Here is a 21,763-nt window from a genome sequence, read left to right as displayed (position 1 = left end):
ACGCACCCGCCTGCCCTCCGCCCGGGCCCCCATCCTCATCGACCCCGAATTGCTCGGCGGCTTGTTCGCCTGAGCGTGACACCGAAAGACAAGGAACCATGAAAACCCAATCCCCATCAGCGATCACGCAGACCAGGGTCTCGCGGCGAGTGGCGGTTACGGCGCTGGCTGCCGCGTTGCTGGCCGGGGCGGCTGTGGCCGCACCCGGGGTGGCCGCAGCGGACAGCAGCGTGGCCGTGCCGCAGGCCACGGCCGGGCAGGATCGTCCGGAGCTGCAGAAGGCCACGCAGGCGTTCGTCGACGCCGGTTTCGCCGGGGTGCAGGTGCGCGTGCACGATGAGCAGGGCGAGTGGGTCGGCAGTGCCGGAGTGCGCAAGCTGGGCCAGAGCGCCAAGCCGCCGACGAACGGGTCGTTCTGGGCGGGCAGTATCGTCAAGACCTTCACCGCGACCATGGCGTTGCAGCTGGTGGCCGAGGGCAAGATCGGGCTGGACGCCCCGGTGGCCGGTTACCTGCCCGAGTTCGGGCTGGACCGGCGGATCACGGTGCGGATGCTGCTGCAGCACACCAGCGGGTTGTTCAACTACACCGGTGACTTCGACCCCGACGGGAAGTACGTGCCGGGGATCCCCGCCGCGGGCAAGGAGTGGCTGGACAACCGGTTCCGCAGCTACCGGCCCGAAGAGCTGGTACGGCTGGCGTTGTCCAAGCCGGCGCGGTTCGAGCCGGGGACGGACCAGATTTACACCAACACCAACTACACGCTGGCCCTGCTGCTGGTCGAGAAGGTCACCGGCCGCTCGTACGCCGAGGAGCTGCAGCGGCGGATCCTGCGGCCGCTCAAGATGCGGGGCACCACGGTGGCGGGTATCCGGACGCAGCTCCCCGGGCCGCACGCCCACGGCTACTACCGGTATGAGGAGGACGGCCAGGAGAAGGTGGTCGACATCTCGCGCCAGAACCTCTCCCTGCTGGCCGGCGCCGGTGACCTGATCTCGACCACCCAGGATCTGGCCAGGTTCGCCTCGGCGCTGAATGGCGGCAAGCTCCTGCCGGCCAAGCTGCTGGGCGAGATGCGTAAGCCGCACCCGAAGATGGGCTACGGCCTCGGGCTGTTCGTGCAGGACCTGGGCCCGGGCTGCGGCACCGTCTACCAGCACAACGGCAGCCCTCCGCACGGCTACGGGGCGTTCATGTACAGCTCACCTGACGGCAGGAAGACCTTGACCGCCTCGGTGACCTGGGTGGACGAGGCCACGAGGGGCCCGGCCAAGGACTACAAGAAGTTGGTGGACAAGCTCGTCCAGGAGGTGTTCTGCGGCGGGCAGGCCGGGGCGGCTGTCGAGGCCAAGCCGGCTCGGTAGACGGGGCCGAGCACCGCGGCCCCGTACGCCTAGAGGATGGGCTCCTTGCGGTCGTGCACCAGGCAGAGCGTGAACCGGGCCACGCCGAACTCGGCGTGGCCCGGTTCACATGCGCGGACGCCGGCGCGGTGCCGCCGTTGACCGTCGTCGGCACGCCTCTCGCGAGGGGTGTCCCGGGGCGCTGGGCGTGCTCTGGCGGGCGTGGGGGTGGGCGGCGGCGTTTGGCGGGGGCCTGTGGCGGGCGTCCGTGCCGGAGGGGCGCTTCTGCCGCCGCCGGCGGGCGCCTGCCGAGGCGGGTGCTCGGTTGGCGGCGCGCTCAGTACAGCCAGGGCCGATGGTGCCTGGAAGACGTGTGGGCCGAAATTCCGCGTCGGAGGCCGTAAGCCGTGTTTCGGGCCGAGCGGGGGGAACGGTCAGGCGGGGAGGGCGGCGAGGAGGAAGGCGAGGCGGGCGGCGGCGGACTCGACGTCTTCGGCGGTGCCCAGGCGGTAGCCCCACGAGGTGATGTACGCGCCCTCGTCCGAGCACGTCACCGTCTCCGTCAGCGTGGCCGAGAAACGATTGCGGACCGACACGTAGGCCGGGTCGCTCGACAGGGCGAGGCTCTGGATGGTCAGGTCAGCGTGACGACCTGCGTGCCAGGCGAATCGCTCGAGGCAGAGCGCGGTATCAAGCATCATGCGTCACCTCCGCAACGTCTCGCGACAGAATTGCACGATCTTGGGTGGGGAGGCAAGCAATTGCTGCGGTTAATGTGATGTTTGTTTGCGGTAATCGTGAAGAATTCCGATGATGACCTCCCGCCCGGGTTCGTCGAACTCCGCCACCTTCGCATAGTCATCGAAGGCCCGGACGTAGAAGCCGATGTCATCGGGATCGCGAAGGATCAGGTCCTTCGTCATGGTTTCCACCCCGACCATGGCCTCGTTGTAGATCCAGAAGCCGTTGATCGGGCTCGACGGCAGCTCCGTGCTGAACGGGATCACGCCGAACTCGACGTTCGGCAGCGTGCTGACGGCGAGTAATCGGTCGAGCTGGCCGCGCATCACCTCGGGCGGGGCGAGGGAGGTACGCAGTGCCGCCTCCGTCACCACGAACCTGAACGTGCGCGTCCGGTCGTACAGGATCTCCTGGCGCTGCATGCGCACCCGCACCGCCGCGTCGATCTGGTCGGCCGCGCTGTAGAGGCGCTTGACCTTGCGGAAGACGTGCCTGGCGTATTCGGAGGTCTGCAGCAGGCCCACGATGATGCCGGGCTCGAACACGCGGAAGAGCTTCGTGCGCGCCTCCAGGTCGGGGATGTCCTCCTGGAGGGCGGCCAGGCCGCTGCGGTGGCGCTGCTTCCAGTCGTCGTGCCGTTCGAGCAGCGCGATGGCCTGCCTGATGAGCTCGTCGGTCGTGTCGGGCGAGGCGCGTACGGCCTGCGCCCACACGACCACGTCATCCTCCGTGGCGGTCTGCCGGGCGTTCTCCAGGCGGGAGACCTTGGACGGCTGCCAGCCCAGCCGCTGGGCCAGCTCCTTGCCCGACAGGTGCGCGGCTTCGCGCAGCTGTCGTAACTGGCCGCCGAGGTCGATGCGCGCCTGCTGAAACGACGTCACGCCGCAAGAGGCTAGCCCTGCTTGCGTGGATCATGCCAGTGTCAATCGCAATTGTGATCAAGCGGTGGCCGAGGGTGTTCCTCCGCTGGTCGGGAAAGCGGTTGCCGGGCCGTCGGGGAGGACCCGGCGGGCGATTTCGGTGATGAGCTCGCGCGGAACCTCGACCGCGGTCTCGCCGTCGAGCACGTCACGGAGGTCCGCGAGCGCCTCCGCGTCGGTGACTTGCAGACCTTGCACGACGATGGTGCCGCGGTCGGTCTCGTACAGGGTGGGACAGGCGCCCGCCTCCGAGGTGGAGCCGAGGAACCGCATTCGCATGACGATCCTTCCCCGATAACAGGTGCAATTGCGCGCAATTGTACGACTCGAGGATTAAGAAGTGATCGTTTTTCCGGAAATCAGCCGAGAACGCCGTCCATAAACTGATGTGCCCGTTCGAACAGTTGCAGGGTGGTTTCGTGTAGTACGTCCCCTATGTCCTTTGGTGCCTTTCCCGCGAACGCCCGCGCGTGCGAGCCCTCCAGGACGATGCCGAGCTTGAAGCAGGCCATCACCGCGTACCAGCCGATGGCCGACAGGTCGCGCTCCGACAGCGCCGCGTAGTACTCGATGAGCTCGCGCGGCTCCGGCAGCCCGGGGACGTGGCCGTTGTTGCTGGGCCAGGTGGCCAGCAGCCAACCGAGGTCGAGCAGCGGGTCGCCGATCGTGCTCATCTCCCAGTCCACGATCGCGGCCACGCGGGGGCCGTCGCAGGCGAACATCAGGTTCGCGAAGTGGTAGTCGCCGTGCATGATCCCCGGGGTGAACGTCCGGGGCAGGTTGCGCGCCAGCCAGTCGGCCGTCTCGGACAGACCCGGAATGTCGGGGCCCGGATAGCCGTCCAGCTCGCCGTACGAGTCGAGCTCCTTGAGCCAGCGCGGCACCTGCCGCTCCAGGAACCCCTCCGGCCTGCCGAACCCCGGCAGCACCCCCGGATCGACCCGCCCCAGCTCGGCCAGCGCGGCCGCGGCCTCCAGCCCCATGCGGTGCCTGATCGCGGCGTCGGAGGCGTGCGGCTCCGGCAGGCCCGTCGAGGGGTTGAACCCGTCGACCCGCTCCATCAGGTAGAACACCGGCTCCCGCTCGGTCTGCGCGGCCACCAGCCTGGGCGCGGGCACGGCCGTGCCGCGCAGCGCCGCCAGCACCCGCGCCTCGCGGCGCAGCACCTCGTTGCTCCTGCTGCGGGCGTGCAGGGGAGGACGGCGCAGGATGTACGGGCGGCCGCCGCGCTCGAAGCGGACCATCACGTTCTGCGTGCCGCCCAGGACCGGCGCGACGCCCGTGATCGGGCCGCGGGGCAGGCCCTGGGCGTCCATCCACGTGCCGAGCGCGGCGAGGTCGATGGCGCTGACGTCGATGTGGGTGGAGGTCATGATCGCCCTTCGGCAGAATCATATTCTGGCCGCCCGACCCTACGAGAGCCCCGCACACCCGGTCAACCCAACGCCGTGCGGTCAGCCCAGCGCCTGCATGAACGGCAGGAACTGGCAGGCGCGCTCGCCCGGCAGGTCGCCGCCGTGCACCATCCTCGCGGTCCGCCACGGGTGGCCCATGCCGTGCGCGACCGCCCATGCGACCAGGCCGTCCATCGCCTCGTCCAGGTCCATGCGCACCTCGCCGCCCACGTCCAGCGCCAGGTCCGCGATCAGCGCCCGCGCGGTCTCCTCGTCCCGCGCCACGACCGGGCCGATCACGGTGTTGTCGTCGTTGCGCCAGCAGTGGCCGAAGCCGCCGTCCGCGATCCGCACCCGCTCGCCGAAGTCGAACATCCGCCGCAGCAGCGCCGACCTGTCCGTCCCGAACAGCTCCGCGTCCAGCTTCATGATCTCGTCCAGATCGGCCTCAGCGGCCGGGCGGGTCCGGCCCGACGGCTCGCCCGCGAACACGCCCGTGTGCTTGACGACCCCGCCGACGGCCCGGAACCCCATCTGCTCGTACAGGGGGCGGCCGTTGTCGGTGGCGAAGAGGGAGACCGTACGGCTGCCGGCCCGCTCCATCACGTGCTCCATGAGCCGGCGGGCCAGCCCCTGCCTGGCGTACCTGGACGCGGTGAGGACCATGCTGATCACGGCGTGGTCATCGCCGTAGCAGGTCAGGACGTTCGTGGCGGCCAGGCCGTCGCCGTCGGGGGCGTTGATGCCGTACGCCTCGCCGACCTCGAGCAGGAGGCCCCACTTGTGGCGCTCGAGGGGCCAGTCGCGGTCCTTGGCCAGGCGGGCGCAGTCGTCGAGGTCCTCTTGGGTGAGTCGGCGGACGGTCATGGTTGCACCCTAGGGGACGATGGCACGATGGCACGATTGGATTACGTCGTTGCGGTCGATGTCGGCGGCACCACCTTCAAAGGCGGATTTGTCGCCCGTGACGGGACAATTCTTCATTTCGAGCGACGTGCGACGCCTCGCGGCGCCGACCAGGTGATCGCGGCCATCTCCGCCTTCGTCGCCGACCTCGCGCGGCCCCGCGCCGGGCGCCGCCCGCTCGCCGTGGGGCTGGCGGTGCCGGGGCTGGTCACGCCCACCCACGCCGTCTACTCCGCGGCCTTCGGGTGGCGGGACGTGCCCGCCTCGTCGTTCGCGGACGTGGACCTGCCGGTGGCGCTCGGGCACGACGTCCGCTCGGCCGGGGAGGCCGAGCTGGCCTATGGGGCGGGCGGAGACGACGTCCTGTTCCTCCCCATCGGTACGGGTATCGCGGGCGCGGTCGTCCTGTCGGGCTCGCTGTACGGGGGCGCCGGGGGCTTCGCCGGGCAGATCGGTCACATCCCGGTCCGGCCCGACGGTCTGGCGTGCGGGTGCGGGCAGCGGGGATGCCTGGCCGCGTACGCGTCGGGCGGGGCCATCGCGGCACGCTACGGCTCGGGCACCTCCGCGGACGTGGTGCGCCTGGCCGCCGAGGGGGACGAGCGGGCGGCGGAGGTGTGGTCGTCGGCCGTGGACACGCTCGCCCTGGCGCTGGCCACGTATACCTTGGTGCTCGACCCGGCGCGCATCGTCATCGGGGGCGGGGTCTCGCTGGCGGGGGACGCGCTGCTGGCGCCGCTGCGGGAACGGCTGGCGGGGCGGCTGGCCTTCCGGCGGGCGCCGGAGGTGGTGGCGTCGTCCCTCGGCGTACGCGCCGGGCTCCTCGGGGCCGGGCTGCTGGGCTGGCGATCAATCTCGTAGGTGCGGAGGTATGTCCACCTCCTTCGCCCGCAGCTCCTCACCCAACGCCTTCGCCTGCGGATCCATCCTCGGACTCGCGGCCACGCCCCTGCCGAGGAGGCCGTGGATGACGAAGTTGAGCGCCTTGATGTTGGGGAGCTCGTAGCGGTCGACGCGGTGCGGGGCGAGGGCTGGGAGGAGGCGTTGGAGGGTGTCGGGGGTGAGGTGGGCGGCCAGCCAGTCGTACCGCTCCTGGGTGTCGGTCCAGACGCCCAGGTTCGCGTTCCCGCCCTTGTCCCCGGACCGCGCCCCGGCAATCCACCCCAACGGCACCCGCACCTGAGCCCCGACCACCGACGCCTGCTCGGCGGCCTGAGCCCTGACCACCGACGCCTGCTCGGCCGTCTGGGGCCCGACCACCGACGCCTGCTCGGCGCCTGAGGGCCCGAGCCCCTGCCCGCCGCTCCCCGTCGCGGGCCTGGCTTCTGGCGTGTCGGGGGCGGTGGGAGGGAGCTCGTTGCCGTTGAGGAAGATCCGGGGGCGGACCTCCGAGGCGGGGACGAGGACGGGCCAGTAGACCCCGTACGGCGTGGCGTTGCCCGGTGGGGTGAGGGCGTAGAAGCCCGGGTAGCTGGCGAGCCCCGTCTCCACCACGGCGGAGGAGAACGCGCGTCCCGCCCGGCGTTCGTCGGCGTCCATGACGGTGATCCGCAGCAGGCCCGAGTCCGTCAGCTCCACGTCCACCCGGTCGAACGAGTCCCGGGGGACGCGGGCCCAGAGGGCGTCCTGGGCGGCCCGGGCCTTGGCCTCCACGTCCAGGCCCGTCAGCACCAGGGTCATCGTGTTGCGGTAGCCCGCCAGGTAGTTGACGGCCACCTTGAGGGTGTCGGGTGGCGGCTCACCCCGGACACCCGAGATCAGGACGCGGTCGGGCCCGTCGTCCGTGAGCGTGATCGTGTCGAAGCGGGCCACCGCGTCAGGCCCCAGGTAGCGCGGGCCCCCGAGCTCGTACACGAGCTGCGCCGTGACCGTGCCGGCCGAGACCAGCCCGCCGGTGCCGGGGTGCTTGGTGATCACGGCCGAGCCGTCCGCGTTCAGCTCGGCGATGGGGAAGCCGCAGTGCGCCAGGTCCGGTACGTCCTGGAAGAACGCGTAGTTCCCGCCGGTCGCCTGGCAGCCGCACTCGATGACGTGTCCCGCCACCACCGAGCCGGCCAGCTGGTCGAGGTCGCCCGGCCCCCACCCGTACCGCCAGATGCCGGGGCCGGTCACCAGGGCGGCGTCCGTCACGCGGCCGGTCACCACCACGTCCGCGCCCGACGCGAGGGCGGTGGCGATGGGGCGGCCGCCGAGATAGGCGTTCGCGGTCAGGGGGGTCGCGTTGAGGGGTTCGCCGGTGTCGGCGTTGGTCAGGTCCAGGGGGCGGCCGGTGAGGTCGTCGCCCGTGATGTGGGCGATCGTGGGGGAGAGGCCGAGGCGGGTGGCCAGGTCGTGTACGGCCTCCGCGCAGCCGGCCGGGTCCAGGCCGCCGGCGTTCGTCACGATTTTGATGGATTTATCGAGACAAGGGCCCAGGACGTCCTCCAACTGCCGGAGGAACGTCGGCGCGTACCCGGGGCGGCCCTTGAGGCGGTTCCCGGCGAGGATGAGCATGGTCAGCTCGGCCAGCCAGTCGCCGGTGAGCACGTCGATCGGCCCGCCCTCGACCATCTCCCGGGCGGCCGAGAGGCGGTCGCCGTAGAAGCCGCTGCAGTTCGCGATCCGCAGCGTCATCGGGCGGCCCACCTGGGCGGCCGCTTCTCCCTGAACGCCGCGATGCCCTCCTGCCCCTCCTCCGAGGTGAAGCGCTCGGCCGACAGCTCGGTCATCCGCCGCAGCCCCTCCTCGAACGACAGCGCGGGCACCTCCCGCACCATCCGCTTCGTGACGGCCAGCGCCTCGGGGCCGCCCTTGATCAGCAGTTCGGTGTAGTGCGCGACCGTCGCGTCCAGCTCGTCCTCCGGGACGGCCCGCGAGAGCAGCCCGATCTCCGCCGCCCGGGCCGCGTCGAACACCTCGCCGGTCAGGAAGTACTCGGCCGCCGCCCGGGGCTCGACCCGGCGCAGCACCGGCACCGAGATCATGGCGGGTACGACGCCGAGCCGTACCTCGGAGAAGGCGAAGGACGCCGTCAGCGGCGCGATCGCGAAGTCGCACGCCGCCACCAGGCCCAGGCCGCCCGCCCGCGCCGTGCCGTTCAGCCGGCAGATGACCGGCTTCGGGCTCTCCCAGATCAGCGTGAGGACGTCGGGGAACGAGGCCGTCACCGCCGCGCCCGAGGCCTTCTGCTCCTTGAGGTCGGCGCCCGAGCAGAACACGTTCCCGGTGCCGGTCAGCACGATCACCCTGGCCTCCGGCTCGGCCAGCGCCCAGTGGAGCCGGTCGGACAGGTCGGCGAGGAGCCGTACGGACAGGGCGTTGCGGTTGGGCGGCGAGTCCAGCGTGACGGTCGCGACGCCCGCCGCCAGGTCCTTGTGCACCAGGCTCGTCATGCAGTCTCCTCCTGGATGATCGCCAGCACCGCGCCCGCTTCGACCTGCCGGCCCTTTTCGACGTGTACGTCCGACACCACGCCGTCGGACGGCGCCGCGATCCGATGCTCCATCTTCATCGCCTCGAGCACCAGCACCGGCTGCCCCTTCGTCACCCGGTCGCCGGGCTCCACCTCGACCCGGAGCACGCTGCCCGGCATGGGGGCCAGCAGGGAGCCGGGAGCGACGTGCTCGACCGGCTCGGGGAGGCGGGGGAGCGGGGTCAGCTCGGCGCACCCGCCGACGTGGTCGACGTAGACCTTGCCGTCCTCGTCGTAGCGGGCCACCTCGAAGGTGTGCCGGACGCCGTCGCGTTCCAGGATCACCTCGTACGGCTCCGCGCTGATCACGGTGACGCCCTGGGGGAGCGGGTCGTAGACGACCTCGGCCTCCTCGAAGCGGGCCCGGCGGGGCTGGGAGCGTACGTTGCGCCAGCCGCTCGGGAGGCCGGCCAGCACCGTCGCCCGGCGGCGGTTCTCGGCGGCCATGGCGAGCGCGGCGGCCAGCACCGGGAGCTCGCCGGGCCCGTCCGGGGAGCTGCCGTCGAGAGGGCCGCCGGGGGCGAGGAAGCCGGTGTGGGTGTCACCGGCCCCGAAAGCCTGACTTGTCAGGATTTTTACCAGTAAATCGCGATTTGTCGTGACCCCGTGGAGCTTCGCCCGCCGGAGCCCCGTGACCAGCTTCCGCACCGCCTCCGCTCGTACCCGCCCGTACCCGATCACCTTCGCCAGCATCGGGTCGTAGTACGGCGAGATCACCGACCCGGACTCCACCCCCGAATCCACCCGCACCTCCCCGGAGACCTCGAACCGCCGCAACACCCCGCTCTGCGGCAGATAGTCCCCGTCCTCCGCATAAAGCCGCACCTCCACGGCATGCCCGGCAGGCTCGGGCGGCGTCGCGGGCAGCGCGGCCCCCTCGGCCACCTCGAGCTGCAGCCGCACCAGATCGACCCCGTAGACCAGCTCGGTGACCGGATGCTCGACCTGGAGCCGGGTGTTCATCTCCAGGAACGCCACCCGATCCCCCTTGACCAGGAACTCCACGGTCCCGGCCCCGACATAGCCGATCTTCCGCGCGGCCCTGACCGCCGCCTCGCACAGCCGCTCCCGCAGCTCGGCCGAGATCCCCGGTGACGGGCACTCCTCGACGACCTTCTGGTGCCGCCGCTGCACGCTGCACTCGCGCTCGCCCAGCGTCCACACCGTGCCGTGCCGGTCGGCCAGCACCTGCACCTCCACGTGCCGGGCGTTCTCCAGCAGCGGCTCCACGAACACGGTTCCGTCGCCGAACGCCGCCGCCGACTCCCGCCGCGCGGACTCGACCTCCCGCGCCAGCTCCCCGGCCTCGCGGACGATCCGCATGCCGCGCCCGCCCCCACCGGCCGACGCCTTGACCAGGACCGGGAACTCCCCGGGCGCCTCCGGGTCGAGCGAAGGGAGCACGGGCACCCCCGCCTCCGCCATCAGCCGCTTCGCCTCGACCTTGGACCCCATGGCCGCGATGGCCTCGGGCGGCGGCCCGGCCCACACCAGCCCGGCGTCCAGCACGGCCCGCGCGAACTCCGCGTTCTCGGACAGGAAGCCGTATCCGGGATGCACGGCGTCGGCACCGGAGGCGCGGCAGGCGTCCACGATGCGGCCGATGTTCAGGTACGTATCGGACGGGCGGGCGCCCGGCAGCCGTACGGCCAGGTCGGCCTCGGCCACGTGCGGCGCGTCCGCGTCGGGGTCGGAGAAGACGGCGACCGTCGAGATGCCGAGCGACCCGCAGGTGCGGAAGACGCGGCGGGCGATCTCGCCCCGGTTCGCGACGAGCAGGCGCGTGATCATGGCCGGAACACCCCGAATCCCGCCGGTTCGGGCACCGGCGCGCTGTTGACGGCCGACAGGCACAGGCCCAGGACGGTACGGGTGTCGCGCGGGTCGATGACCCCGTCGTCGTACAGGCGGCCCGACAGGAAGAACGGCAGCGACTCCGCCTCGATCTGGGCCTCCACCATCGCGCGCATCGCCGCGTCGGCCTCCTCGTCGTACACCTGCCCCTTGGCCTGCGCGGACGCGCGGCCCACGATGGACAGCACCCCGGCGAGCTGCGCCGGGCCCATCACCGCCGACTTGGCGCTCGGCCAGCTGAACAGGAAGCGGGGCTCGTACGCGCGCCCGCACATGCCGTAGTTGCCCGCCCCGTACGAGGCGCCCATGACGACGGTGAGATGGGGGACGGTCGAGTTGGACACCGCGTTGATCATCATGGCGCCGTGCTTGATGATGCCGCCCTGCTCGTAGTCCTTGCCGACCATGTAACCGGTCGTGTTCTGGAGGAACAGGAGCGGAGTGCGCGACTGGTTCGCGAGCTGGATGAACTGGGCGGCCTTCTGCGACTCCTCGCTGAACAGCACGCCGCGCGCGTTGGCCAGCACGCCCACCGGGTAGCCGTGGACGCGCGCCCAGCCGGTCACGAGGGAGGCGCCGTACAGCGGCTTGAACTCCTCGAACTCGCTCCCGTCCACCACGCGCGCGATCACCTCGCGGGGGTCGAACGGCACCTTCAGGTCCTCGGGGACGATGCCCAGCAGCTCCTCGGCCGGATATCCGGGCTCCCGCGCCGCCTGCGGGCTCATGCCCTGTTTGCGCCAGTCGAGGGAACGGACGATCCGCCGCCCGATCCGCAGCGCGTCGTGCTCGTCCTGGGCCAGGTAGTCGGCGAGGCCGCTGGTCCTGGCGTGCATCTCGGCCCCGCCCAGGGACTCGTCGTCCGACTCCTCCCCGGTGGCCATCTTCACGAGGGGCGGGCCGCCCAGGAACACTTTCGCTCGTTCCCGCACCATCACCACGTAGTCGCTCATGCCGGGCACGTACGCGCCGCCTGCCGTGGAGTTCCCGAACACCAACGCGATGGTCGGAACGCCCGCCGCCGACAACCGGGTCAGGTCACGAAATATCTGGCCACCCGGGATGAAGATCTCCTTCTGCGTCGGCAGGTCCGCGCCGCCGCTCTCGACCAGGTTCACGTACGGGAGCCTGTTGCGCAGCGCGATGTCGGCCGCCCGGAGGGACTTCTTCAGCGTCCACGGGTTCGACGCGCCGCCGCGGACCGTGGGGTCGTTCGCGGTGATCACGCACTCGACGCCCTCGATCACCCCGATCCCCGACACCATTCCGGCCCCGACCGGGAACTCGCTGCCCCACGCGGCCAGCGGCGACAGCTCCAGGAAGGGTGAGTCGGGGTCGATCAGCAGCTCGATCCGCTCCCTGGCCAGGAGCTTGCCGCGCCTGCGGTGCCGTTCGACGTACTTCTCGCCGCCCCCGGCCACCGCCTTGGCGTGCTCGGCGTCGAGCTCGCCCAGCTTGGCGAGCATGGCCTCCCGGCGCCCGCGGTAGTCGTCGCCCTCGGTGTCGAGCCTGCTCCTGATCACGCGCCCTCCTCCCGCGAACCTGACGTTCCCGTCAACCCGATCGCCCTCGCCCACAACCGCGTCAGGTGATCGACCGCCACCTGCTCGTCGGCCCGCTCCCCGAGATCCAGCCACACGTGGGCGAAGTGCTCCACCATCCCGCCCAGCATGACGGCGGTCAGCCGCGGATCCAGCTCCGGATCGGCCAGCCCCTGCTCCTGCAGCCGCTTCAGCCCCTCCGCGCCCCGCCGCACGAACACCTCCCGCAGCTCGAGCAGCAACCGCCCGAACCTCTCCTCGGACGACGTGGCCGCCTGCTCCACCATCCGCACCAGCCGCGAGTTCGCCGCCCAGGCCCGCAGGTAGAGCCGGTTGGCCGCCTCGATCCGGGCGTACGGGTCGTCCGGGTCCGCCGCCGCGCCGACCACGCTGGCCGCGAACATCTCCCCGACCACGGCCGCCGCGACCTCGCCGAACAGCGCTTCCTTGGAGTCGAAGTAGGTGTAGAACGTGCCATGGGACACCCGGGCCCGCCCGCACACGTCGTCGATCCGCACGGCGTCGTACCCGTGCTCCTCGAACGCCTCCCGCCCAGCCTGCAGGAGCGCGGCCCGCGTCCGCCTGCCCCTGGACGTCGGCACCGAAGACCTGACGATCACGTCAACTACGCTAACGCAAAAAGGGCCCCGCACAAGGGGCCCTTTTCAGCGGATGTCGTCGTCAGGTCAGGTGCAGTGGCTCCAGCCGGACTTCCAGCTCTGGCCGCCCCACGAACCGCCCCAGATCACGCACTTCTGCTTTCCGGGCAGACGGATCGGGCCGGCGTAGGCGGTGAAGTTGCCCGGGTTGCTGGCACTGGAGCCGCCCTTCACCTGGAGGATGGCGTTCATCTGCGCCTTCTCCGGGAACAGCATGCGCGACATCGTGACCACGCAGTTCTTGCCCGCGGCGGAGTTGTACAGGAGGTAGACGGTCGCGTTGCCGCCGGCGATGGAGCGCGAGTCGATGACCTTGTAGCCGGAGCCGCACACGCTCGTCGCCTTGTACGGGTTCGGCTTGCGCGGGGTGTACGTCTTGCCCGGCTTGGCGGTGGAGGGGATGTTGCTCGTCGGGCCGGAGGACGGCTCGCCGGTCGAGTCGCTCAGCGTCGGCTCCACCACGGGGTCGACCATGTCGGACGACTTCTTCTTCGTCTTGGTCTCGGACGGCTTGGGCGTGGGGTGCGGCCGCTTCGTCGTGGTCTGGGGCTGGGGTGCCTGGGTGACCGGGTTCGGGACCTCGGCGATGGGTTCCGGCTGCTTGGTGTGCTTGGCCTTCTTGCTCTCCGTCGGATCGACGCTCAGGGTGGGCACCGACACCGAGGTGTCCGTGGGCAGCGGCACCGGGGTCTGGTCGCCCGGCGGCGGGTCGACGGGCTGGCCGCCGCCGGAGCCGTCGCTGCTGGTCTTGTTGGAGGAGTTGCCGACGGCCACCACCGGGACTTCCTTGGTGTTGGCCTGCACCACCACGGCGCCGACGACCACGAGGAGGGCGGCGGCCGCGGCTCCGGACAGAGCGAGCATCAACGTCCGGCGCTGCTTCGCGGGTGCGCCGTCACCGGGGCCCGACGGGCCGCCGGGACGGGTGGGGCCGCCCTGCGTTCCGGGCCTGCCCGGTCCGCCTGGCGTTCCCCCCTGGAAGGGCGACTGGCCCTGAGGCGTGCCGGGGCCGTGCGGCGGCATCCCGGAGGCGCCCGCACCGTGCTGCCCGGCCGCGCCGTGCTGCGGTGGCATTCCGGGCGCGCCCGGACCCTGCGGGCCGCCCTGAGGCGCTTGAGGGCCACCGTGAGGCGCCTGCGGGCCGCCCTGAGGCACCTGCGGGCCGTTTCCCGGCACCGGCGCCCCTGGCGTGGCGTTGCCGGGCATTGCGGGCTGGGCGCCGACCGGCCCGGCGGGCATCCCAGGCTGAGGCGCACCGGGGGCTCCCGGTCCACCGGGCGTTCCCGGCTGCGGGGTGCCCTGGGGCTGGTTGCCCGGCATGGGGGACGCGGCCTGGGCGGCGGCCGCGGCGGGGCGGCCGTACGGGCCCGTCTGAGGGACGGTCGGGACGGGGCCGGTGGGCTGGGTCCAGGGGCCCGGGTAGACGTCCTGGCCCTTCGCCGCAGGAGCGCCACCCTCCACGCCCGCACCGGCCGCGGCGACGGCGCCGCCGATCAGCTGCTGGCCCGTCACCGGCTCGATGGCGGACTTCGGGGCGGGCTGGCCGGTGAGGCGGACGATGAGCTCGTCCGCGCTGGGCCGCTGCGCGGGGTCCTTGGAGAGGCAGAGGCCGACGAGCTCCCCGAGCATGCCCTCCATCCGCCCGAGCTCCGGCTCCTCGTTGAGGATCCGGTTCATCACCACGGGAATGGAGTCGGCGCCGAAGGCGGGCTTGCCCGTCGCCGCGAACACCATCGTGACGCCCCAGGCGAACACGTCGGCCGCCTCCGACACCGCCGCCCCGCTGAGCTGCTCGGGCGCCAGGTACGAGGGCGTGCCCATGGCCATCCCCGTGGCCGTCGCGCCGGGCGAGTCCAGGGCGCGGGCGATACCGAAGTCGATCACGACGGGACCCTCGGGCCCCATCAGGACGTTGGCGGGCTTGAAGTCGCGGTGCAGGATGCCGGCGCGGTGGATGGCCGCGAGCGCGGTGGCCGTGCTGATCGCGAGCCGTTCGAGCGCCGCACCCCGCCGCGGCCCCTCGTTGATGACCATCTCACGCAGCGACGGCCCCGGGACGTACTCGCTCACGATGTACGGACGGCTGCCATCCAGGTCGGCGTGGAGCACTGGAGCGGTGCAGAACCTGGCCACCCGCTGTGCCACCGCCACCTCGCGCAGGAACCTCGTCCTGGCGTCGGCGTCGGCCACCAGGGCGTTGTGCAGCAGCTTGACCGCTACCTGTTCCCCGGAATCACTCTTACCCAGATAGACAACGCCCTGGCCGCCCTCGCCGAGCCGGGCGACGATTTCATACGCCCCCAGCCGCCGCGGATCGTCCGCCGCCAACGGCTGGAACTGATTCACGTCGGACCCCCATTACAACCCATTAGATGGGGCAAAACGCTACCAGCGTGATGGTTGGGACGTCTGCCGGACCTGTCAGAAGTTTCATGTTTTGACGAAGAAAGTCAGGCCGCTGTAAGCCCTTCTTCGCAGGTCGGACGGGCTTCCGGCCCCAATGTCACGGCTTGGTCAAGGTGCCCACAGTTCGAGATTCTCCAGGCCAGAGCTAGATCGCCTTGCCCGGGTTGAGGATCCCCAGGGGGTCGAAGACCGCCTTGATGCCCTGCTGGACCTCGGTGACCACCGGCCCCGACTCCAGGTCGAGCCAGCGCCGCTTCAGCAGGCCCACCCCGTGCTCCCCGGTCAGCGTGCCCCCGAGCTCCAGCGCGCGCGTGAACACCTCGTCCGCCGCCGCCCACACCTCCGCCGGCGGCTCCGGCATGCCGCGGTCGAAGATGAAGACCGGGTGCAGGTTCCCGTCGCCGGCGTGCGCCACCGTGAGGATCCTCACCCCGTGCCGCGCGGACGTCTCCTCGATGGCGGTGATCATGTCGGGCAGCAGGGACCGGGGCACGCACACGTCCTCCACCAGGCACGCCCCGAGCCGCTCCTTGGCCTGGTAGTCCAGCCGGCGCAGCTTGATCAGCTCCTCGGCCTCCTGCGGGCTGGAGGACACGGCCACGAACGAGGCGCCGTTCTCCAGGCACAGCCGCTCCATGCGCTCGACCATGGCCTGGCTGTCGGTGGCGTCGGACTGGCCGATCAGCGTGGCCTGCGTGTCCGGTTCGAGCCCGATGTTGAGCCAGTCGTCGAGGGCCTCCAGCGAGGCGCGGTCGATCAGCTCCATGAGGGACGGCTGGCAGCCCGCCGCCATGATCGCCGAGACCGCGGCGCCCGCGTCCCGGAGCGAGCCGAACTCCGCCGCGAACGTGGCCGGCGGCGCCGTGGGCGCCCGCCTGAGCCGGACCGTGGCCGCGGTGATGACGCCGAGCGTGCCCTCGGAGCCGACGAACAGGCCGGTCAGGTCGTAGCCCGTGACGCCCTTCATCGTGCGCCGGCCGGTGCCGATCACGCGGCCGTCGGCCAGCACCACCTCGAGCCCGAGCGCCGAGTCCCTGGTCACGCCGTACTTCACGCACCGCAGCCCGCCCGCGTTCGTGGCCAGGTTGCCGCCGATCGTGGAGATCTCGTACGACGAGGGGTCCGGCGCGTACATGAGCCCGTGCTCCCTGGCGGCCCTGTCCAGGTCGGCGGTGATGACGCCGGGCTCGACGACGGCGATCTCGTCGGCGGGGGAGAGCTCCCTGATCGCGTTCATCCTGGCCAGCGAGAGCACGATCGAGCCGTCACCGGCGACGGCGGCGCCCGCCAGGCCAGAGCCGCCGCCCCGCGGCACCACGGGCACCCGGTGCTCGGTGGCCCACTTCAACGTCGTGACCACGTCGTCGCGCGAGGTGGCCAGCACCACGCCGAGCGGCTTGCCCGGCGCCACGAACGTCCGGTCGCGGGCGTAGGAGTCGATCACATCCGGGTCGGTCAGGACGCGACCTTCGGGCAGAGAGCTCACCAACGCATCAATCGGCTTCACATCATGCACTTTAGGTCGAAATCACTCGGCCGGAGGGTCCGGCCGGACACGCTCCGCCTCCCGGTTTGCGCAGGTCGTTACTTAAGGCCAAACTGCCCAGGTGGAAGTCAGGTGCCCGGTGTGTTCGGAGACCGACCAGGTCGCCGCGGTCCCCGGAGCGGTGGCCTCCGGGACCACGTACAAGATCGGCAGAGTGCGGCTGCCCGGCGTGCGCGAGGTCGCCGATCTGCCCACGGCGGCGGCGCTGGGCGCCTCGAAACATGTCATGAGCCGTACGCAGCTCGCGGTCTGGCTGTCGTTCCCCAGCCGCCACTACACCCCGTGGGCCAGGAACCAGGGTTATCTCCTGCTGCTGGTGGCGGCCCTGGTGCACCTGGTCGTGTCGCTGGTCATCGCCATGGGCCAGGACCCCAAGTGGGGCGAGGTGCTGCTCGCCCCGTTCTGCCTGACCGGCCTGTTCTGGGGGCTCGGGCTGCTGAACGTGCTCGGCTCGTACGGCGCCAGGAAGCGCGACACCATCGAGGCCCCGGCCAGGGAGAAGGCCCTGGCCGTGTGGGAGGGCCTCTATTACTGCGCGCGCGACAACGTCGTGTTCGAGCCGGGGGTCGGCGTCTCGTTCCATCCGAGCGAGACGCGCGAGTACATCTTCGGCTTCAGGAACGGCCGCTAGCTCAGCCCAGCTCCTCCGCCACCGCGCGGGCGCAGACGGCCAGGCCCTCGATGGCCTGCTCCAGCTCGTCCAGCCCGGGGAAGGTCGGGGCGATCCGGATCGTGCGGTCGGCGGCGTCCTTGCCGTACGGGTGCGTCGCGCCCGCGGGCGTCAGCGCGATGCCGGCGGCCTTGGCCCTGGCCACCACCTCGGCGGCGTGCGGCACCTCCAGGCTGATGAAGTAGCCGCCCGCGGGGCTCGTCCAGGTGCCGAGGTCGCCGAGCCGCTCGGTCAGCACCTTGTCGACCAGCTCGAACTTCGGCCCGATCAGCTCCGCGTGCCGCCGCATGTGCGCGGCCACGCCCGCCGGGTCGCCCAGGAACTCGACGTGGCGGAGCTGGTTGAGCTTGTCGGGGCCGATGGACTGCTTGCCCGTGTTGTGCAGGAACCACTCGACGTTCGCGGGCGAGGAGCCGAAGAAGGACACGCCGGAGCCCGCCAGCGTCACCTTGGAGGTGGAGGCGTAGACGAACACGCGGTCGGCGTCGCCGTGCTCGGCGGCGAGCGCGAGCAGGTCGGCCAGCTCGTCCGGGGTGTCGGTGAGGTGGTGCACCGCGTACGCGTTGTCCCAGAAGATCCGGAAGTCGGGCGCGGCGGCCGGCATGGCGGCCAGCCTGCGGACCGTCTCGTCGCTGTAGGTGACGCCGGACGGGTTGCTGTACTTCGGCACGCACCAGATGCCCTTGACGCTCGCGTCGGCGGCCACCAGGCGCTCGACCACGTCCATGTCGGGGCCCTCGGCGTTCATCGGGACGGGCACCATCTTGATCCCGAACCGCTCGGTGATCGTGAAGTGCCGGTCGTATCCGGGGACCGGGCACAGGAACGTGACCTCCGGCTCCTCCACCCACCGCCGCGCGGCGCCCGGCACCCTGGTCAGCAGCGCGTGCACGATCGTGTCGTGCATCAGGGCCAGGCTGGAGTTGCCGCCGACGACGAGCTGGCCGGCGGGCACCTGGACCAGCGGCGCGAACAGCTCGCGCAGCTCGGTCAGGCCCTGCAGGTTGCCGTAGTTGCGGCCGTCGGTGCCGTCGGCCGCCCGGTAGGACGTGGGCAGCTTGAGCAGGTCGTTGGAGAGATCGAGCTGGCGCGGCGACGGCTTGCCCCTGGTGAGGTCGAGCGAGAGCCCTCGCTGGACGAGGGCGGCGTAGTCAGCCTGAGCAGTCACGGGATCTTCTCCTCCGAAGTCGGGTCCGGCTACGAAGGATAGAAGACCTCACCCGGTGAGCCCGCGGATATCCGCAATGTGGGACATGTGGCGCGTCAGGCGAGGAGGCGGCCGGGGGCGTTGCGGCGCAGGAAGTCCTCCACCTCCGCCAGGGACAGCCCGGGGCGGTGGGCCAGGACGAGCCGGTCCACCCCCGCGTCCGCGTAGGCGCGCACGGTCGCGGGGTCGAGGGGGCGGGCCGGGGTGACCGAAATATGCGGGGTGGTGCCCGCCGCCGCGGCCTCGGCGCGTACGGACTCGATCTGGGCCGCCGCCGCCCGCAGGCCCAGCATCCAGCCGTACCAGCCGTCGGCCAGCTCGGCGGCCCGCCGGTGCGCGGCGCGCGTGTGGCCGCCCATGACGACCGGCACGCGTCCGAGCGGGCGCGGGTGGGCGTCGATGCCCTCGAACGAGACATATCGGCCGTGGAAGGCGGGCTCGTCCTGCTCCCACAGCGCGCGCATCGCGCGCAGGTACTCGGCCGTGCGCTCGCCGCGGCCCTCCAGGGGCACGCCGAGCGCGCGCAACTCCGGCTCCAGGTAGCCGGCCACGGCCCCGAACACCAGCCGTCCGCCGCTGAGCACGTCCACGCTCGCCAGCTGCTTGGCCAGCACCAGCGGGTCGCGCTGGGGCAGCACCACGCAGCCGGTGGCCAGCAGGATCCGCTCGGTGTGCGCGGCCAGGAACGCCAGCGAGACCACGGCGTCCAGCAGCGGCGCGCCGGGTTCGAGCGGCGAGGGCTCGACCCGCGGGCTGGGCAGGACCACGTGGTCGGCCGTCCACAGCGAGTCGTAGCCCAGCTCCTCCGCCAGCGCGGCGATCCTGGCGGCGCCGCGCCGGTCGGCGCCGGCGTAGCCGTTGGGCATGTGAAATCCGAGCGTCATGGGCACGCCTGGAAACGCTAGGCCGGATCCAAGCGATCCACCAGCGACGATCACGCATGGGTCGCATGCCGCGCCCGCATGTCAAACCTTCCGGTGCGAATGTCAAAGAACGTCTTCCCGAGCGGCGCCGCTTGGCGTGGAATGGGTAGATCGGGGCAGGCCATGGTGGGCCGCATCCGGCGGTCCGCCGCAGGTAGCCGAATCGCGCCTGAGGTGGGCGGCGTCCAGCGGTCCGTCGCAGGTAGCACTCCGCACTGGAGGGAGCAGCCGTGACGACTGTTCGCGAGACCTCGATCGAGCAGGTCAGGCGCCGCCGCACCGGGACCGTCCTCGCCTCCTGGCTGTCGACGACCGACCACAAGGTCATCGGGTACCTCTACCTGATCACCTCGTTCGGGTTCTTCCTCGTGGCCGGCCTCATGGCCATGGTCATCAGGGCCGAGCTCGTCTCCCCCGGCATGCAGCTGGTCAACCAGCAGCAGTACAACCAGCTGTTCACCATCCACGGCACGGTGATGCTGCTGCTGTTCGCCACCCCGCTGTTCGCGGGGTTCGCGAACGTGGTCATGCCGCTGCAGGTCGGCGCGCCCGACGTGGCCTTCCCCCGGCTGAACGCGGTCGCGTACTGGATGTTCCTGTTCGGCGGGCTGATGGTGGTGGCCGGGTTCTTCACCCCGGGCGGGGCGGCGGACTTCGGCTGGTTCGCCTACACGCCGCTGTCGACGGCGCTGTACTCGCCGCAGATCGGCGGCGATCTGTGGATCATGGGTCTGGCGCTGTCGGGTCTCGGTACGATCCTCGGCTCGGTCAACTTCATCACCACGATCATCGGCATGCGGGCGCCCGGCATGACCATGTTCCGGGTGCCGCTGTTCACCTGGACCGTGCTGCTGACCAGCATGATGGTGCTGATGGCGTTCCCCGTGCTGGCCGCGGCGCTGCTGGTGCTGGAGTCGGACCGCAAGCTGGGCACGCAGGTCTTCCACAGCGAGAACGGCGGCGCGCTGCTCTGGCAGCACCTGTTCTGGTTCTTCGGCCACCCCGAGGTCTACATCATCGCGCTGCCGTTCTTCGGGATCATCTCCGAGGTGATCCCGGTCTTCAGCCGCAAGCCGCTGTTCGGCTACCTGGGGCTCGTCGGCGCGACGATCACCATCGCCGGGCTGTCGATGACCGTGTGGGCCCACCACATGTTCCCGACCGGCCAGGTGCTGCTGCCGTTCTTCTCGCTCATGACGTTCCTCATCGCGGTGCCGACCGGGGTGAAGTTCTTCAACTGGATCGGCACGATGTGGCGGGGCCATCTGAGCTTCGAGACGCCGATGCTCTTCGCCGTCGGGTTCCTGGTGACGTTCCTGCTCGGCGGGCTCACCGGGGTCATCCTGGCCTCGCCGCCGCTCGACTTCCACATCAGCGACACGTACTTCGTGGTCGCGCACTTCCATTACGTCGTCTTCGGCACGGTCGTGTTCGCGATGTTCTCCGGCTTCTACTTCTGGTGGCCGAAGATGACCGGCCGGATGCTCGACGACCGCCTCGGCAAGGTGCACTTCTGGACGCTGTTCATCGGCTTCCACACCACGTTCCTGGTGCAGCACTGGCTCGGCATGCTCGGCATGCCCAGGCGCTACGCCGACTACAGCCCGGGCGACGGCTTCACCGCGCTCAACGAGTTCTCCTCCGCCGGGGCGTTCCTGCTCGGGGCCTCGACGCTGCCGTTCCTCTACAACGTCTGGAAGACGGCCAGGCACGCGCCCAAGGTCACCCTCGACGACCCGTGGGGGTACGGCGGCTCCCTCGAATGGGCCACCAGTTGCCCGCCGCCGCGCCACAACTTCGTCAGCATGCCCCCGATCCGCTCCGAACGGCCCGCCTTCGACCTGCACTACCCCCGCGAGCAGGCGGAGCTGCCTTCAGTGGTTGAGCACGACGAAGCCTCCGAGGCCGTGCCTCGCCCGGAAAATCCCGACTGATCATGAAATTTCGCCTATCTAGGGAGATCGGCGATGTCAGGCACGCGAATCCCCTTCACCCCCGAGACGGCCCCCTGCGGGAAGAAGTCCGGCGGTGAGCGTCTCGTCGACGACGACGGCTACGGCCTGGTGATCCGTGACCAGTTCTTCGACTGCGGCTGCCGCCGGATCCGGCACGAGTACCACGACGGCAGCATCCACCTGTCCGCCATCCGGCACGACGGCAAACGGGTGAAGGACCCGATACAACCCGACCACGGGAAGTGAC

19 protein-coding genes are annotated in these 21,763 nt (G+C 71.0%); 5 read left to right on the top strand and 14 right to left on the bottom strand.

Translation table 11 applies throughout. From position 1 onward, the window contains the following. The first annotated feature begins 98 nt into the window (after nucleotides 1–98). Nucleotides 99–1,364 carry a serine hydrolase domain-containing protein gene (locus AB0L65_RS00880; RefSeq protein ID WP_364239169.1) on the top strand — a complete coding sequence of 422 codons (1,266 nt, stop codon included), beginning with the start codon at nucleotides 99–101 and terminating at the stop codon, nucleotides 1,362–1,364. Between the two features lie 413 nt (nucleotides 1,365–1,777). Here AB0L65_RS00880 and AB0L65_RS00875 read toward each other — a convergent pair whose 3' ends face one another. The 5 genes from AB0L65_RS00875 to AB0L65_RS00855 all read right to left on the bottom strand — a co-directional run bounded on the left by AB0L65_RS00875 (nucleotide 1,778) and on the right by AB0L65_RS00855 (nucleotide 5,265). After that, nucleotides 1,778–2,044: a hypothetical protein gene (locus AB0L65_RS00875; protein WP_192786285.1), complete on the bottom strand. Its 267-nt coding sequence runs from the start codon at nucleotides 2,042–2,044 to the stop codon at nucleotides 1,778–1,780. 69 nt (nucleotides 2,045–2,113) lie between these two features. Further along, nucleotides 2,114–2,965, bottom strand: coding sequence for a helix-turn-helix transcriptional regulator (locus AB0L65_RS00870; protein ID WP_364239167.1), 852 nt, complete (start codon nucleotides 2,963–2,965; stop codon nucleotides 2,114–2,116). 57 nt (nucleotides 2,966–3,022) lie between these two features. After that, a complete protein-coding gene (locus AB0L65_RS00865; protein WP_364239165.1) occupies nucleotides 3,023–3,283 on the bottom strand; it encodes a hypothetical protein in 261 nt (86 codons plus the stop codon). 80 nt (nucleotides 3,284–3,363) lie between these two features. Beyond that, nucleotides 3,364–4,377: a phosphotransferase family protein gene (locus AB0L65_RS00860; RefSeq protein WP_364239163.1), complete on the bottom strand. Its 1,014-nt coding sequence runs from the start codon at nucleotides 4,375–4,377 to the stop codon at nucleotides 3,364–3,366. Nucleotides 4,378–4,458: 81 nt separating this feature from the next. Further along, complete coding sequence (locus AB0L65_RS00855; RefSeq protein WP_364239161.1) at nucleotides 4,459–5,265, bottom strand: GNAT family N-acetyltransferase; 807 nt, start codon at nucleotides 5,263–5,265, stop codon at nucleotides 4,459–4,461. Nucleotides 5,266–5,292: 27 nt separating this feature from the next. On the opposite strand from AB0L65_RS00855, the gene AB0L65_RS00850 reads away from it, so the two are divergent. Beyond that, the gene (locus AB0L65_RS00850) at nucleotides 5,293–6,165 is read left to right on the top strand and encodes an ROK family protein (protein WP_364239159.1); all 873 of its coding nucleotides are present in this window, start codon (nucleotides 5,293–5,295) and stop codon (nucleotides 6,163–6,165) included. Here AB0L65_RS00850 and AB0L65_RS00845 read toward each other — a convergent pair. The 7 genes from AB0L65_RS00845 to AB0L65_RS00815 all read right to left on the bottom strand — a co-directional run bounded on the left by AB0L65_RS00845 (nucleotide 6,154) and on the right by AB0L65_RS00815 (nucleotide 16,722). Beyond that, nucleotides 6,154–7,917 (bottom strand): acyclic terpene utilization AtuA family protein, encoded by a 1,764-nt coding sequence (locus tag AB0L65_RS00845; protein ID WP_364239158.1) that lies wholly within the window; start codon nucleotides 7,915–7,917, stop codon nucleotides 6,154–6,156. The genes AB0L65_RS00850 and AB0L65_RS00845 overlap by 12 nt on opposite strands. Continuing rightward, nucleotides 7,914–8,675: an enoyl-CoA hydratase-related protein gene (locus AB0L65_RS00840; protein ID WP_364239157.1), complete on the bottom strand. Its 762-nt coding sequence runs from the start codon at nucleotides 8,673–8,675 to the stop codon at nucleotides 7,914–7,916. Before AB0L65_RS00840 ends, AB0L65_RS00845 begins: the two co-directional genes overlap by 4 nt. Next, the gene (locus AB0L65_RS00835) at nucleotides 8,672–10,546 is read right to left on the bottom strand and encodes a biotin carboxylase N-terminal domain-containing protein (RefSeq protein WP_364239156.1); all 1,875 of its coding nucleotides are present in this window, start codon (nucleotides 10,544–10,546) and stop codon (nucleotides 8,672–8,674) included. The genes AB0L65_RS00840 and AB0L65_RS00835 overlap by 4 nt, the downstream gene beginning before the upstream one ends. Further along, nucleotides 10,543–12,075 carry a carboxyl transferase domain-containing protein gene (locus AB0L65_RS00830; RefSeq protein ID WP_364239713.1) on the bottom strand — a complete coding sequence of 511 codons (1,533 nt, stop codon included), beginning with the start codon at nucleotides 12,073–12,075 and terminating at the stop codon, nucleotides 10,543–10,545. The genes AB0L65_RS00835 and AB0L65_RS00830 overlap by 4 nt, the downstream gene beginning before the upstream one ends. Nucleotides 12,076–12,128: 53 nt before the next feature. Beyond that, entirely contained in the window at nucleotides 12,129–12,770 is a 642-nt protein-coding gene (locus AB0L65_RS00825) for a TetR/AcrR family transcriptional regulator (protein WP_364239154.1), read from the bottom strand. 66 nt (nucleotides 12,771–12,836) lie between these two features. Next, nucleotides 12,837–15,155, bottom strand: a complete 2,319-nt coding sequence (locus tag AB0L65_RS00820) for a protein kinase (RefSeq protein ID WP_364239152.1) — start codon at nucleotides 15,153–15,155, stop codon at nucleotides 12,837–12,839. A gap of 205 nt (nucleotides 15,156–15,360) precedes the next feature. Then, on the bottom strand, nucleotides 15,361–16,722 hold the full coding sequence (locus AB0L65_RS00815; protein ID WP_364239150.1) for an FAD-linked oxidase C-terminal domain-containing protein: 1,362 nt from the start codon (nucleotides 16,720–16,722) through the stop codon (nucleotides 15,361–15,363). A 100-nt stretch (nucleotides 16,723–16,822) separates the two neighbouring features. Between AB0L65_RS00815 and AB0L65_RS00810 the strand changes: the two genes are divergently transcribed. After that, a complete protein-coding gene (locus AB0L65_RS00810) occupies nucleotides 16,823–17,392 on the top strand; it encodes a hypothetical protein (RefSeq protein ID WP_364239148.1) in 570 nt (189 codons plus the stop codon). A gap of 1 nt (nucleotide 17,393) precedes the next feature. Here the strand turns inward: AB0L65_RS00810 and AB0L65_RS00805 are convergent, their stop codons facing one another. Next, nucleotides 17,394–18,599: an aminotransferase class I/II-fold pyridoxal phosphate-dependent enzyme gene (locus tag AB0L65_RS00805; protein ID WP_364239146.1), complete on the bottom strand. Its 1,206-nt coding sequence runs from the start codon at nucleotides 18,597–18,599 to the stop codon at nucleotides 17,394–17,396. 95 nt (nucleotides 18,600–18,694) lie between these two features. After that, nucleotides 18,695–19,522 (bottom strand): TIGR03619 family F420-dependent LLM class oxidoreductase, encoded by an 828-nt coding sequence (locus AB0L65_RS00800; RefSeq protein WP_364239144.1) that lies wholly within the window; start codon nucleotides 19,520–19,522, stop codon nucleotides 18,695–18,697. Between the two features lie 269 nt (nucleotides 19,523–19,791). Here AB0L65_RS00800 and ctaD point away from each other — a divergent pair, with 269 nt between their 5' ends. Together ctaD and AB0L65_RS00790 are read left to right on the top strand one after the other, a co-directional pair. After that, on the top strand, nucleotides 19,792–21,495 hold the full coding sequence (gene ctaD / locus AB0L65_RS00795; RefSeq protein WP_364239142.1) for a cytochrome c oxidase subunit I: 1,704 nt from the start codon (nucleotides 19,792–19,794) through the stop codon (nucleotides 21,493–21,495). A 33-nt stretch (nucleotides 21,496–21,528) separates the two neighbouring features. After that, on the top strand, nucleotides 21,529–21,762 hold the full coding sequence (locus AB0L65_RS00790; protein WP_350722223.1) for a hypothetical protein: 234 nt from the start codon (nucleotides 21,529–21,531) through the stop codon (nucleotides 21,760–21,762). Nucleotide 21,763 lies beyond the last annotated feature (1 nt).

Source organism: Nonomuraea sp. NPDC052116, assembly GCF_040680035.1.
GTDB classification, from domain to species: domain Bacteria; phylum Actinomycetota; class Actinomycetes; order Streptosporangiales; family Streptosporangiaceae; genus Nonomuraea; species Nonomuraea angiospora_A.
Note: the sequence above shows the minus strand (reverse complement) of the source record. Positions and strands in the feature narration are given on the sequence as shown.